Consider the following 13,145-nt stretch of genomic DNA (forward strand, 5'->3'; position numbering starts at 1 on the left):
GCCCGAGTGATGCCCGGCTACTCGCCCGTGCAGTAGCGGATCTCGACCTCTGAGTGCACCGCCACATCTCCGGGCGCAGCCGACATCGACGCGACCGTCGCGGGGTTCGTCGCCGTGCAATCCGCCGACTCGACGGGAACCGCGGTCAGACCGAGCTCCTCGAGCTTGGCGGTCGCGGCATCCACGGTCCATCCGGTGACGTCGGGGAGCGTGACGCGCCCCGAGGCGACGACGAGATCGACAGCGGTCTTGGGCGCCACCTCGTCGCCCTCCTTGACGTTCGTCACCTCCAACACGGTCTCCGCCGCGCTCTGTGGATCGTTGCGCTGGATGACGCTGCCCAGCTCAAGCCCTACATCGGTGAGTGCCTCTTTCGCAGCGGCCTGTGAGAGACCGACCAGCGTGGGCACGGTGACGGTCTCGGCACCGCTGGACACGTACACCGTCACGGTCTGCCCGACCTTCACCGACTGCCCTGCAACGGGGTCGGTGCGGGTCACGTTGTCCTCGGTGACATCGGCGCTGGCCTCGTAGACCACCTCGGAGAGCAGATCCATCTCGAGCAGATCGGCCTGCGCGCGCTCGTACGACACGTCGACGAGATCGGGGACGATCCGGGAGGACGCAGGGATCTGCTCGCCGCGAGGCATCATGATGACCCAGAGCAGCACCGAGATCAGCAGCACCGCGAGCAGGGCCACACCTGCCCAGATCCACGCAACCGGGGGACCGGACTGCGTGCGCGTCATGGTCGTGTCGGAGCTGAGCTGACGGAGCGATCGCGCCGTCTCCTGCGCCTGACGAGGACTCGGGCCGTACAGCTCGCTGGTGAGCGCGCCGAGTTGTTTCTTCGTCGGGGCCTTGCCGGAGACCGCGCCGTCGAGTGCGGCCCGGAAGGACGCGGCATCCGGGTACCGCTGGTACGGGTCCTTCGCGAGCGCGCGCAGCACGATCGGGTCGAGGGAGCGCGGTGAGTCCTCGTTGACCTCGGTCGGCGGCAGCGGGGTCTCGCTGACGTGCTGATACGCGACCGCCACCGGCGAGTCGCCGCGGAACGGCTGACGACCGGTGAGCAGCTCGTAGAGCACGACACCCGTGGAATACAGGTCGGCCCTGGCATCCACCGGTTCGCCCTTGGCCTGTTCGGGCGAGAAGTAGGCCGCCGTCCCGAGGATCTGGGTCGTCTCGGCCACGGTCGATGACGAATCGGACACCGCGCGCGCGATGCCGAAGTCCATCACCTTGACCTGGCCCTTGTCGGTGACCATCACGTTGCCTGGCTTGATGTCGCGATGCACGACGCCCGCGCGGTGTGAGTAGTCGAGTGCCTCGAGGATGCCGTCCACGTAGCGTACGGCGTCCTCGACGGGGACGGGGCCGTCGGAGATGATGTCCTTCAGCTGACGTCCGTGCACCAGCTCCATGATGATGTACGGCTCGCTGCCGGGAGCACCCGCGGCCGGCCCGCCCTCCGCCGAGGAGGGATCACCGGCGTCGTAGACCCGCACGATCGACGGGTGCGACATGCGCGAGGCCGCCTGCGCCTCGAGACGGAAGCGCGTGCGGAACGCCGTGTCGCGTGCGAGCGAGGGGTCGAGGATCTTGATGGCGATGTCCCGGCCGAGCGTGATGTCGTAACCGCGGAAGACCTTCGCCATCCCGCCGTGGCCGATGAGCTCGTCCACGCGGTATCGCTCAGCGATGATGCGCGGCTCTGTCGACACGTTCAGTCCCCCTGGATGTTCAACTCCGATTGCCCTGCAAGATTACCGGGTGGAACCTGATCACTCGGCGGGAGGAGGCGTCACCCCGTCACCCGGGTCGGGGACGACGGAGCCTTCTTCGATCGAGGCGACGTCTTCGGGGGAGGTCGCCGTCGTGCGCTCGCCGGCGCTGCCGCCGGAGCACGTCACGGTGTAGCTGACGACGAGGGCCTCGCCGGCGGCGCCGGTGACCTGGATCGCGCCGGTGCGCGCATCGGTGCCGAAGGATGCCGTGGTCGAGTCGTTGACGGTGAAGACACCGCCGCGCACAGTGAAGTTGTAGGCGCTGACCTGACCCTGTCCCGACGGGCAGGTGTAGCCCGGCCACGTGACCTGCACCTCGGTGTCGGTCTCGACGGTGTCGGGGAGGTTCGGAGCGGTCGGGTCCGGCATCGGCGTCTGCTCGGCGTAGTACAGCACCTCGATGGTCGCACCGACCGGCTGGTTGCCGCCGGTGGTCACGCGATAGATCACGCCCTGGTCGGACTCCTGCGGTGCCGGATCTCCACTGACGCAGTTCGCCACAAGCCCCTCGGCCTCGAGGGCGGCAGTGGCCTGATCGCAGGTCATACCCACGAGGTTCAGGGCATCGACGTCCACGGCCTCGGCGGTCGGCGTGTCCGATGGCGAAGGGGCCTTCGACGGGGCGGTGCTGGTCGGGGTGCTCGGGTCGGGTTCCGGCGTGCCCTGGTTCATCAGTGCGAAGATCGTGCCGGCGAGCACGATGACCAGCAGTGCGATCAGAGCGATCAGCGGCCAGGTCCAGGGGCTGCGCTTCTTCTTCTTGCCGTCTTCACCCTCGGTCACCTCTTCGGTGGCGAGCTGGGCGGTAGTCGGCAGCACGCGCGTGGCACCGTCGTCGGCGCTGGTGGTGAGCATGCGCGTCGCGTCGTCGCCCGCCACACCGGTGGCGATGGCGGGGACGGCGATTGCGGCGGAGTTCAGGTCACCGCGGCGCAGCGCCTGCGCGGCGCGGGCCACCGTCGCTGAGGAGGAGGGGCGATCGGCGGGCTTCTTGGCGATCATCGCCATGACGAGGTTCTGCACCGGGATCGGCACGGTCACCGGCAGGGGCGGCGGCTGCTCGTTGATCTGCGCCATCGCGATCGCGACCTGCGACTCGCCCGTGAACGGGCGCTTGCCCGCCAGGCTCTCGTAGGCGACGATTCCCAGCGAGTAGGTGTCGGTCGCGGGGGATGCCGGGTGACCGGAGGCCTGCTCAGGGGAGAGGTACTGCACCGTTCCCATGACCTGGCCGGTCGCGGTGAGCGGAACCTGATCTGCGATGCGGGCGATGCCGAAGTCGGTGATCTTGACGCGGCCGTCCGGCGTGATCAGGAGGTTTCCGGGCTTGATGTCGCGGTGCACGAGGCCGGCGGCGTGCGCGGCCTGCAGAGCGGATGCCGTCTGGGCGACGATGTCGAGCGTCTTGTCGGCGCTGAGGGAGGTCTCGCGCTCGAGGATGGTGGACAGGGCCTCACCGGGCACGAGTTCCATGACGAGGAAGGCGCTGCCGTTCTCCTCGCCGTAGTCGAACACGCTGGCGATGCCCTCGTGGTTGACGAGTGCGGCGTGCCTGGCCTCCGCACGGAAGCGCTCGAGGAATCCGGGATCCCCCATGTACTCGTCCTTGAGGATCTTGATCGCGACGGTCCGCCCGATGACGTGGTCGGTCGCTTCCCAGACCTCACCCATGCCCCCGATCGCAATACGCGACTGGAGCTCGTATCGACCACCGAACGACACACCCTGCGTCGGCCTCATCCGTTAAGCACCGCCTCAATGATCTTCTTCGCGATCGGGGCGGCGAGCGTGTCACCGGATCCCGACTGTCCCATACCGCCGCCGTTCTCGACGACGACCGCCACAGCGATCTGCGGGTCGTTCGCCGGTGCGAAACCGGTGAACCACAGTGTGTGCGGTGCGTCGCCGTTCTCGGCCGTTCCCGTCTTACCGGCAACGTCGATTCCGTCTATTCTTGCACCCTGCGCCGCGCCGTTCGCGACGCTGGCGACCATGGCCGCCGTGACGTCGTCGGCGACGTCCGCCTCGGTCGCACGGCCGAACTCCTCGTCGGCGTACTCGCGGACGGTGGACAGGTCGTTGCCGATCACGGCATCCACCAGACGTGGCTTCATCACCATGCCGTCGTTGGCGAGGCCCGCCGAGATCATCGCGACCTGCAGCGCTGTCGAAGTGACCTGTCCCTGACCGAAGCCGGTCAGCGCCGTCTGCGCGTCGTCCAGAGCGCGCGGGTAGCTGGATGCCGTGACCGGCAGCGGCGTCTCGAACTCCTGGTTGAAGCCGAACTTCTCCGCCATCTCGCGGATCGTGTCGTCGCCGAGCTCGACCGCGAGCTCGGCCATCGGGATGTTGCAACTCAGGCGCACGGCCTCGGCGATCGTCACGGTGGAGCCGGATCCGCACGTGCCGCCCCAGGCGTTGCGCACCTGAGAGTCCGAGCCGGGCAGCGTGTAGCGGGCCGGGTTCGGCAGCGTGGACTCGGGGGTCCACTCGCCAGTGGCGTACGCGGCGGCCGCCACGAGCACCTTGAACGTGGAGCCGGGAGGGTTGACCTCGTTGATCGAGCGGTTCAGCAGGGGGTTGGGGCTCTGCGCATCGAGCTCGTCGTATGCGGCCTGGGCCTGTGTCGCGCTGTGCACGGCGAGCGCGTTCGCGTCGAAACCGGGGCTGGCGACCATGGCGAGGATCCGTCCCGTCGACGGTTCGATCGCGATGGCCGCGCCCTGCAGGTCGCCGAGCCCTTCGTATGCGGCGCGCTGTGCGTCGGCATCCAGGCTCAATTCGACGCTGAAGCCGCGCTGCGGCTGACCCGAGACGATCCGCTCGATCTCGGCGAGGAATGCACTGGCGCCCGTTCCGGACAGGTCGCCGTTCAGCGCGGCCTCGATTCCGGTGGCCGACTGCAGCGCAGGGTTGAAGTAACCCGTCACGCTCGACCACATCGCCGAGTCGGGGTACTCGCGCTGGTACTGGTATTCGTCATCCGACGGCGTCGAGGACGCGATCGGGATGCCGTCGGCGATGATCGATCCGCGCTGGATCTCGTAGCTGTCCAGCAGTGACCGCGTGTTGCGGTCCGCCTGTGCGAGGCGGTCGGCCTCGACGACCTGGATCCAGCTGGTCGCCACGAACAGCGACAGGAACATGAACAGCATCACGATGCTGAGGCGACGCATCTCTTTCGTCATCAGCCGATCACCACCCTGGGCTGGCGGCGCACGCCGTCCGATATCCGCAGCAGCAGCGCGACGATCAGCCAGTTCGCGACCAGCGACGATCCGCCGGCGGCGAGGAACGGCGTCGTGAGACCGGTCAGCGGGATGACACGGGTGACGCCGCCGACCATGATGAACACCTGCAGGGCGATCGTGAACGAGACGCCAGTCGCGAGGAGCTTGCCGAAGTCGTCCTGGCCGGCGATGCCGATGCGGATGCCTCGGCTGACGAACACCATGTACAGGCAGAGGATCGCGAACAGGCCGATGAGGCCCAGCTCCTCGCCGAGGCTGGGGATGATGTAGTCGCTCTCGGCGAGCGGCGTGATCTGCGGGCGTCCCTGGCCGAGACCGGTGCCGATGAGTCCGCCGTGCGCGAGGCCGAAGATGCCCTGCACCAGCTGGTAGCTGCCGTTCTGCGCAGCGATGACGTCCGGGTTGAAGGCATCCAGCCAGTTCGTGAAGCGCCCCTGCACGTAGCTGAGGATCTGCGTCGCGGCCAGCACGCCGGCGACGACCATCGTGAGGCCGATGAGCACCCAGCTGGTCTTGCCGGTGGCCACGTAGATCATGGCGATGAACAGGCCGAAGATCAGCATTCCGGTGCCGAGGTCGCGCTGGATGACGATGATGCCGAGCGATATCAGCCAGACGACGATCACCGGTCCGAGCTCGCGCATCCGCGGCCAGGTCATGCCGAGGAACCGTTTGCCGACCGAGGTCAGACTCTCCCTCGTACGCACGAGGTAGCCGGCGAAGAAGATCGCCAGGCAGATCTTGGCGATCTCACCGGGCTGGAACGACACGAAGCCGCCGATGGACACCCAGACGTCGGCGCCGGCATCCGTGCGTCCGAGTCCGGGGATGAACGGCAGCAGCAGGAGGACGATGCCGGCGAGGCCGAACAGGTAGGTGTACCGGAACAGGACCCGGTAGTTGCGCAGCAGGATGACGACGGCGATGGCGCCCACCAGCGAGATCGCGGTCCAGGCCAGCTGCCTCGTCGAGAACGCGTCCCAGCCGGTGTAGCCCTCGGCGATGTCGAGCCGGTAGATCATCGCGATGCCGAGGCCGGTCAGCAGTGTCGCGATCGGGAGGACGAACGGGTCGGCGTCGGATGCCACGGCCCGCAGCACGAAGTGCAGGGCGAAGGCGAGAACGGCCAGGCCGCCGCCGATGAAGAGGATGAACGGGTCGATGAGCCCGAGAGCACCGAGCTGCACGAGTGCGAGCGCTGCGCCGCTGATGGCGCAGGCGAACAGCAGCAGCCAGAACTCGCGGTTGCGCTGCGTCTGCGGCATCCGCATCCGCTTGAGCGCCTTGATGACCGCGGTGTCGGCGGCGACGTCCGTGGTCATGCTCCCCCTCCCTCGGTGCCGTCGGATGCGCCGTCCGGCGTGCTCGTCGGCGTGGGGGCGGGGGTCGGCGTCGGTGACGGGGTCGACGTCTCGCCGGTGACGGCCTCTTCGCCGGCGCGCAGGCGGTCGACGATCGCCATGGCGTCGGCGAGGGACCGGGCGGTGATGGTGCGCTCGACCGAGGAGCGCTGGTACGGCGGCAGGTTCGCCAGCAGGATGCCGGTGTCCTCGATCTCGGTGGACAGCGAGATCGGGCCGATGTTCTGCTGCACGCCCTGGAAGATCACGACGCTGTCCTCATCGGCGCCGACGAAGTAGCGCGTCTGCGTCCAGTTGTAGGCGAGGAAGCCTGCACCGGTGAGGGCGAGGATGACCACGAGCAGGGCGGCGATCCAGCCGATGCGGCGGCGCTTGGCGCGGCGGCGATCCTCTTCGATGAGCTCTTCGAGGTAGTCGGCGGCCGGCTCGAAGTGGGAGGGGTCGTTGGCCGCCTGGCGGACCGGGTGCAGCCAGCTGGTGCGCCCGGCGCGTGCCGCCGGGACCAGCACGCCGGACGGGGTGGATGCCGCGCCGACGATGGTGGCGGTGCCGGAGGACAGGGGATGCAGCCCGCCGACCTCGACGAGCACGATCGTCACGTTGTCCGGTGCGCCGCCGTCGAGCGCCTGCTTGAGCAGGTTGTCGGCGGTGCGGCCGGGCGGAAGGCTCATGCGCATCGCCTTGAGGATGTGCGCTTCGTCGACGACGCCGGAGAGACCGTCGGAGCAGAGCAGCCAACGGTCGCCGGGGAGCGTCGGCATGACGAACATGTCGAGCTCCGGGTCGTTGTCCATGTCGCTGAGCACGCGCATCAGCACGGAGCGGCGGGGGTGGTAGCGCGCCTCTTCGGGGGTGATGCGACCGGAGTCGACCAGCCGCTGCACGAACGTGTGGTCGGCGGTGATCTGGGTCAGCTCGTCGTCGCGGTACAGGTAGATGCGCGAGTCGCCGATGTGGCCGATGACGGCATGGTCGTCGACCATGATGATCGCGCTGACCGTCGTGCCAAGCCCGGCGAGCTCGGGCTGCTCCTTCGCGGCGCGGATGAGGTCGCCCGCCGCGGTGGTCGCAGCGGCCTGGAGGGACGCCTGGGCGTCGTCCGTGGAGGCGAACGCCTGATCGAGCTGCTCGAGCTGCTGAATGGCGATCGTGGATGCCACGTCACCGCCCGCGTGCCCGCCCATGCCGTCTGCGACGGCGAACAGGTTCGCCCCGGCGTAACCCGAGTCCTGGTTGTTGGACCGCACCTTCCCGGTGTGGGAGATCGCGGAGCTCGATCCTTCGAAGACCATGCCGGGTTCAGGCCCGCAGCTCGAAGGTCGTGGCGCCGACCTTGACCGTGTCGCCGATGCTGATCGAGGCGGGGGAGCCGCTCAGGCGCTTGCCGGACAGGAAGGTGCCGTTGGTCGAGTCGAGGTCCTGGATGGCCCAGGTGTCGCCGCGCAGCAGGAGCCGCGCGTGGTGGCTGGAGGTGTAGTCGTCGCGGATGACGAGTCCGGACTCGCTGGAGCGTCCGATCGTCATCGGCTCTGTGCCCAGCGGCAGCTCGAGACCGGCCTTCGGGCCGGAGGTGATGACGAGCTTGGAGACGGTGGCAGTGGTGGCGGGGCTGCCGTTGCGGGCTGCGGCCCTGGGCCTGGATGCCGGGGCAGGAGCGGGAGCCGCCACCGGCGCGCCTGCGGCGGCCTCGGCCGGAAGCTTGCGCACCTTCACGCCGAACAGGTCGGCGCGCAGCGAGTACACGACGCCGAACACGAAGAACCACAGCAGCACCAGGAAGCCGATGCGCAGCAGCAGGAGGACCAGTTCACTCACCGGGCGGCCCCTTCGGCGGCGACCGCGACGACGCGGAAGACGAGATCGGTGCGGCCGATCGTGATGGTGGTGTCGGTTGGCAGCGGCGCCTCGCGCACCTTCTGGCCGTTGACCTTGGTGCCGTTCGTCGAGCCGAGGTCGCGCATCATGGCGCGCTCGCCGTCCCAGAGGACCTCGACGTGCTTGCGGCTGGAACCGGCGTCCGCGATCGTGATGTCGGCGTCGCTGCCGCGGCCGATGACCGTGCGTGCGCGGGCGAGGGCGTGGCGACGCCCATCGACGTCGATGACGGCCTGCCAGCTGACGCGGCCCTCGATCGTGCCGGAGTTGACGCGCACCGTGCCGGTGGCGACCTTCTCGTCCGATTCGAGAGAGATCGAGACGGGGCCGGCGAAGCTGTAGCCCTGCGCCTTGGAGTGCTTGGTCAGCAGCGCGTGCAGCTCGTCGGTGAGAGCGCCGCCGAGTGCGTGCATCCGGTCGTAGTCGTCGACACTGAGGCGCACGACGAAGCTGTTCGGGGCGATGATGCGATCGCGGCTGACAACGGCGGCCTTGATGTCGGCTTCGCGGCGGAGCGCCGATGCGATCTCCACCGGCTGGATGCCGCTGCGGAAGGTCTTGGCGAAGGCGCCGTTTACGGCGCGCTCAAGACCCTTCTCAAAGCTGTCAAGTAGACCCACGGGGCTCCTCTGGCATGGCGGCGGTAGCAACATCGTAGCCAGGTGTGCTGAATATGTGCCGCTCCGGCCGTGTCTTCGGTGTTCGCTTCCGCCTCTCTCGCGGGCGCGCGGCCGGTCTCTCTGCGGTCCTCGTGCCGCCATGGTGCGGGTCGTTGAGCGAGCCGAAGGCGAGACGAAACGGCTGAGCGAGCCGCGGGCGAATCGAAGCCTGACCGTGCAAGCACCCCTCCAACCCCGTGATATCCTCGTGAAGTTGAGTTCTTCGGAACGAGACGCTCGCGCGAGTGGCGGAATGGTAGACGCGCTGGCTTCAGGTGCCAGTGTCCTTATGGACGTGGGGGTTCAAGTCCCCCCTCGCGCACAGCGGGCGAAATGGCCCCCGACCTGGGACTTTCCAGGTGGGGGCCATTCCTGTATCCGCCGGCATCACGCCCGCTCGATCGGCAACCAGAGCTCCGTCGTCGCGGTGCTGAAGTCCTCTGCGCGCTCGAGCACGGCGACGATCGACGGTCCGGCACGCAGGCGCCACGGGTTCGACGGGAACCAGTCCGTCACCGATGACGCGTACGCATCCTGGAGAGCTGCCGGGTAGGCGCCCGAGGTGCGGAAGACGACCCAGTCGCCCGCCGGAACCTCGATCGCGTCGAGCCCATCGGGTGTCGTGGTCGCGGCATCCACCGCCACTCCGTGCAGGTAGGTGAGCTCGCTGCCCTCGGTGTAGTCGGGGTCGACGTCGGCGCTGACCTGCAGGAGGCCGGCCGGCTCGATGTTCCCGAGCGTCTTGAGGCGGGCGTGCTCGGATGCCGGGATGCCGGCGACATGCGCCTGGATGTGCGGATTCACTCCGTGGTGGATGAGCGGCACGCGTGCCGCGTGCCCCACGAGGCGGAAGTCCGGGCGATGAGTGATGCGGGTGTCCATGGAGCTGTTCCCTTCGACGGTCAGGCGGAACCTGAGTTTCGGTTGCGATCGAAGGGGACCGCCGTCAGCGCGCACCTCGGCCGGACTGGATCTATGCACGGCGCGGAACGCCCGCCCGAACGCCTCGGTCGAGCCGTAGCCGTAGCGCACGGCGATGTCCAGCATCCGCCCGCCGGTCGCGACGTCCGCCGCCGCGACGGTCATGCGCCGCCGGCGGACGTACTCCGACAGCGGCATCCCGGCCAGCGACGAGAACATCCGGCGCAGGTGGTACTCGGTCGTCCCGAGGCTGGTGGCGAGACCGGCGATGTCGACGTCCTCCGACAGCTGTGCCTCGATGGCCTCGATCAGCCGATTGAGCTCTGCGATCACGACGATCTCCCTTCGCAGTCCAGCCTGCGGCTCGAGCGCCGTAGATGCCCGACAGTTGCCGTCCGATCCAGTCTGATCGCGAAACGGGTGCTGCAAACCGCGACTCACCAGCCGGATAGATTTGGAGCGTCCCCCTCATCCGCGGAGCACTCCATCTCTCGTCCCGCCCTCTCGTCATCCACCGCTCGCGGGGTCGCGGCATCCGTCCTGGCATCCGTCCTGTTCGGCGCGATCAGCCTGCTCGGCGGACATCTCGACGGTTTCACGCCGGAGGAGACCACCGCATGGCGGGTGCTGTTCCTCCTGATCGCGCTCGGCGCGGTGCACGTGTCCGCCAGCGCGCGCGGCCAGCTCAAGACCGTCACGAAGCGCATCGTGCGCAGTCCGAAACTGATCGTCATCGTGCTCGTGAACACCGCGATCATGTGGGTGCAGCTGTGGGTGTTCATGTGGGGCCCCGCCAACGGGCACGCCCAGGACATCGCGTTCGGGTACTTCCTCCTCCCGCTGATGATGGTCGTCGTCGGACGCCTGTTCTTCCGCGACCGGCTGCGCGTGCTGCAGTGGGCGGCGGTCGCCGCCGCGGGTATCGGCGTGCTCGCCCAGGCGGTCATCGCCGGGGGAGTGAACTGGCCGGTGCTGATCATCGCCGGTCTGTATCCGGTGTACTTCGCCCTGCGCCGCTGGGCGGGCATCGATTCGATGCAGGTGTTCTTCATCGAGATCGTGCTGCTGGTGGTGCCCGCCGTCGTCGTGATCGTGGTGTCACACGATCCCGCGGCGGGCATCCCGAAGACCTGGCCGTCCATGCTGGTCATGGCGACCCTGAGCGCGGTGGCGATGGTCTGCTACATCCTGGCTTCGCGCCTGCTGTCGCTGTCGCTGTTCGGTCTGTTGTCGTACCTCGAGCCCGTGCTGCTGCTGGGCGCATCCCTGCTGCTGGGCGAGATCCTCACCGCCGCCGACGCCTTCGTGTACGTCCCGATCGTCATCGCGCTCGTGCTGCTCGGCCTCAGCGGCGGACGCCGCAGGCGTGAGCACCTGGAAGAGCCACCGCTGTAGGAGGGCTCAGATCCAGCCGCGCTCCTCTGCCATCAGCACGGCCTGCTGGCGGGTGGTGACGTTCAGCTTCGACAGCACGGCCGAGATGTGGTTGCGCACGGTCCCCGGCGCAAGCGAGAGCGCCTTGGCGATCTGACCGGTCGTCTCGCCGCGTCTGCCGGCCCGCAGCACGTCCAGCTCACGGTCGGTCAGCGGGCTGCGCTCGTCGCTCAGCGCGTCGGCCGCGACCTCGGGGTCGACGTACCGCGCGCCTGCGGCGACCCGGCGGATCACCTCGGCCACCTCATCTGCATCGCGCGACTTCGGCAGGAAGCCCGCGACACCGGATGCCAGCGCTCGCCGCAGCACGCCGGGCCTGGCGTGCCTCGTCACGACGACACAGCGAGTCGCGACCGAGCGACTCAGGCGCTCGGCGACCTCGACGCCGTCGAGCCCCGGCATCTCCAGATCGAGCAGGCAGATGTCGGGCTGCAGCTTCTCGGCGAGAGCCACCGCCTGCAACCCGTCGGCGCACTCGGCCACCACGTCGATGTCGTCCTCCAGCCGCAGCAGCGCGGCCAGGGCGGAGCGGATCATCGCCTCGTCATCGGCGAGCAGCACCCGGATCATCGCTGCCCCTCCGGTCCGCTCACGGTGTCGGGCACGGTGACGACGACGTGGAACTCGCTCTTTCCGCGATCCACCCGCACCTCACCACCTGCCTCGGCCACGCGTCGCGTGACGCCGTCGAGACCGGAACTGCCGGAGCGGCCGGCCGCGTCGCTCGCCGAGGAATCGGATGCCGCATCGTTCACGATCTCGTACCGCCACGCTCCGCCGTGCCGCGTCAGCGACAGCCGCGCCCACCGCCCGCCGCCGTGCCGCAGCACGTTGGTCGTGGTCTCGCGGATCACCGGTCCCAGGACGGATGCCGGCGCCTGTGCCGCAGCGGGGGAGACCTCTGCATCCGCCGTCGTCCCGGCCGCCCGGAGCAGATCGACGGCATTGGCGATCTCGTCCGGCAGCGGCACGCCGCGGAAGCGCATCGCCAGGTCACGCGTGCCCTGCCGCGCCTCGGCCACGCTCGCCCGAGCCAGGCGGAGCTGCTCGTGCGCGGCATCCGGATCCTTGTCGAGCAGCCGCTCCGCCAGCTCGAGCTGCAGGGCGATCACCTGCAGGTGGTGACCCTGCAGATCGTGCACGTCCGTCGCGACGCGCAGCCGCTCCTGCGTCGCACCCAGCCGCGCCTCGGCGGCGCGAGCGCGATCGAGCGTGACCAGCACGTCCCACCACCACAGCGACATCACCGTCATGGCGGGAAGAGCCACGGCGAAGAAGCCGAACAGGCCCCAGGCGCTGGAGACCTCGGCATCCGCATCGGCGAACGTCGTGCGCCAGTCGATGAACCAGAGTGCGGCGAGCACCACCATCGCGGCGACGAGCAGCCGCAGGCGAACGCCCCGTGGCCAGTTCAGCAGCGTCAGCGACTGGATGAGCGGCAGGGCGCCGACGAGCCAGAGGCCGCTGAAGACGCCGCTCACGATCCCGAAGACGACAGCGAACACGATCGGGATGAGCGTGCCGCGCCACGCGGCGACCGGCCCCGCGGTGTCGTCGCGCTGCCGGTACTGCAGGAGCAGGGGAAGGCTCGCCGCGCACCAGACGACGCCGCCGATACCGATGATCGCGATCGTGACGAGATCGACGCCCATGCCCCCGAAGATGGTCAGCCAGATGAACAGCACCATCAGCTGGAAGACCATGACGCCCGATACCGTGTACCACCAGGTCGCCGTGATGCCCTGGTTCAGACGGCGCGCGCCGATCGCATCGGGCAGTGCTGTGCTCATGCTCCCAGCCTATGGGCGTGACAGATGTCACCCATCGGGCGTGCAGAGTGCCCTGCGAGAGGTGACA

11 protein-coding genes and 1 tRNA gene are annotated in these 13,145 nt (G+C 68.8%); 2 read left to right on the forward strand and 10 right to left on the reverse strand.

Annotated elements, in window-relative coordinates:
* Nucleotides 1-17 precede the first annotated feature (17 nt).
* Genes pknB through IM776_RS00170 form a run of 7 tightly spaced genes read right to left on the reverse strand, consistent with a single transcriptional unit; the run spans nt 18 to nt 8,894 of the window.
* On the reverse strand, nt 18-1,724 hold the full coding sequence (gene pknB / locus IM776_RS00140; RefSeq protein ID WP_194421091.1) for a Stk1 family PASTA domain-containing Ser/Thr kinase: 1,707 nt from the start codon (nt 1,722-1,724) through the stop codon (nt 18-20).
* 60 nt (nt 1,725-1,784) lie between these two features.
* On the reverse strand, nt 1,785-3,527 hold the full coding sequence (locus tag IM776_RS00145; RefSeq protein WP_194421092.1) for a protein kinase domain-containing protein: 1,743 nt from the start codon (nt 3,525-3,527) through the stop codon (nt 1,785-1,787).
* The gene (locus IM776_RS00150) at nt 3,524-4,975 is read right to left on the reverse strand and encodes a peptidoglycan D,D-transpeptidase FtsI family protein (protein WP_194421093.1); all 1,452 of its coding nucleotides are present in this window, start codon (nt 4,973-4,975) and stop codon (nt 3,524-3,526) included. The genes IM776_RS00145 and IM776_RS00150 overlap by 4 nt, the downstream gene beginning before the upstream one ends.
* Entirely contained in the window at nt 4,975-6,360 is a 1,386-nt protein-coding gene (locus IM776_RS00155) for an FtsW/RodA/SpoVE family cell cycle protein (RefSeq protein WP_194421094.1), read from the reverse strand. Before IM776_RS00155 ends, IM776_RS00150 begins: the two co-directional genes overlap by 1 nt.
* Nucleotides 6,357-7,691, reverse strand: coding sequence for a PP2C family protein-serine/threonine phosphatase (locus IM776_RS00160; protein WP_194421095.1), 1,335 nt, complete (start codon nt 7,689-7,691; stop codon nt 6,357-6,359). The genes IM776_RS00155 and IM776_RS00160 overlap by 4 nt, the downstream gene beginning before the upstream one ends.
* 7 nt (nt 7,692-7,698) lie before the next feature.
* Nucleotides 7,699-8,214 carry an FHA domain-containing protein FhaB/FipA gene (locus IM776_RS00165; RefSeq protein WP_194421096.1) on the reverse strand — a complete coding sequence of 172 codons (516 nt, stop codon included), beginning with the start codon at nt 8,212-8,214 and terminating at the stop codon, nt 7,699-7,701.
* Complete coding sequence (locus tag IM776_RS00170; RefSeq protein ID WP_194421097.1) at nt 8,211-8,894, reverse strand: FhaA domain-containing protein; 684 nt, start codon at nt 8,892-8,894, stop codon at nt 8,211-8,213. The genes IM776_RS00165 and IM776_RS00170 overlap by 4 nt, the downstream gene beginning before the upstream one ends.
* A 278-nt stretch (nt 8,895-9,172) precedes the next feature.
* On the opposite strand from IM776_RS00170, the gene IM776_RS00175 reads away from it, so the two are divergent.
* A tRNA-Leu gene (locus IM776_RS00175) sits at nt 9,173-9,255 on the forward strand.
* A 65-nt stretch (nt 9,256-9,320) separates the two neighbouring features.
* Here IM776_RS00175 and IM776_RS00180 read toward each other — a convergent pair.
* Nucleotides 9,321-10,187, reverse strand: coding sequence for an AraC family transcriptional regulator (locus IM776_RS00180; protein WP_194421098.1), 867 nt, complete (start codon nt 10,185-10,187; stop codon nt 9,321-9,323).
* Nucleotides 10,188-10,274: 87 nt separating this feature from the next.
* Here IM776_RS00180 and IM776_RS00185 point away from each other — a divergent pair, with 87 nt between their 5' ends.
* The gene (locus IM776_RS00185) at nt 10,275-11,249 is read left to right on the forward strand and encodes an EamA family transporter (RefSeq protein ID WP_194421099.1); all 975 of its coding nucleotides are present in this window, start codon (nt 10,275-10,277) and stop codon (nt 11,247-11,249) included.
* Nucleotides 11,250-11,255: 6 nt separating this feature from the next.
* Here the strand turns inward: IM776_RS00185 and IM776_RS00190 are convergent, their stop codons facing one another.
* Together IM776_RS00190 and IM776_RS00195 are read right to left on the reverse strand one after the other, a co-directional pair.
* Nucleotides 11,256-11,858, reverse strand: coding sequence for a response regulator transcription factor (locus IM776_RS00190; protein WP_194421100.1), 603 nt, complete (start codon nt 11,856-11,858; stop codon nt 11,256-11,258).
* On the reverse strand, nt 11,855-13,078 hold the full coding sequence (locus IM776_RS00195) for a sensor histidine kinase (protein ID WP_194421101.1): 1,224 nt from the start codon (nt 13,076-13,078) through the stop codon (nt 11,855-11,857). Before IM776_RS00195 ends, IM776_RS00190 begins: the two co-directional genes overlap by 4 nt.
* Nucleotides 13,079-13,145: the final 67 nt, after the last annotated feature.

This window comes from Microbacterium abyssi, assembly GCF_015277895.1.
In the GTDB taxonomy this organism is placed as follows: domain Bacteria; phylum Actinomycetota; class Actinomycetes; order Actinomycetales; family Microbacteriaceae; genus Microbacterium; species Microbacterium abyssi.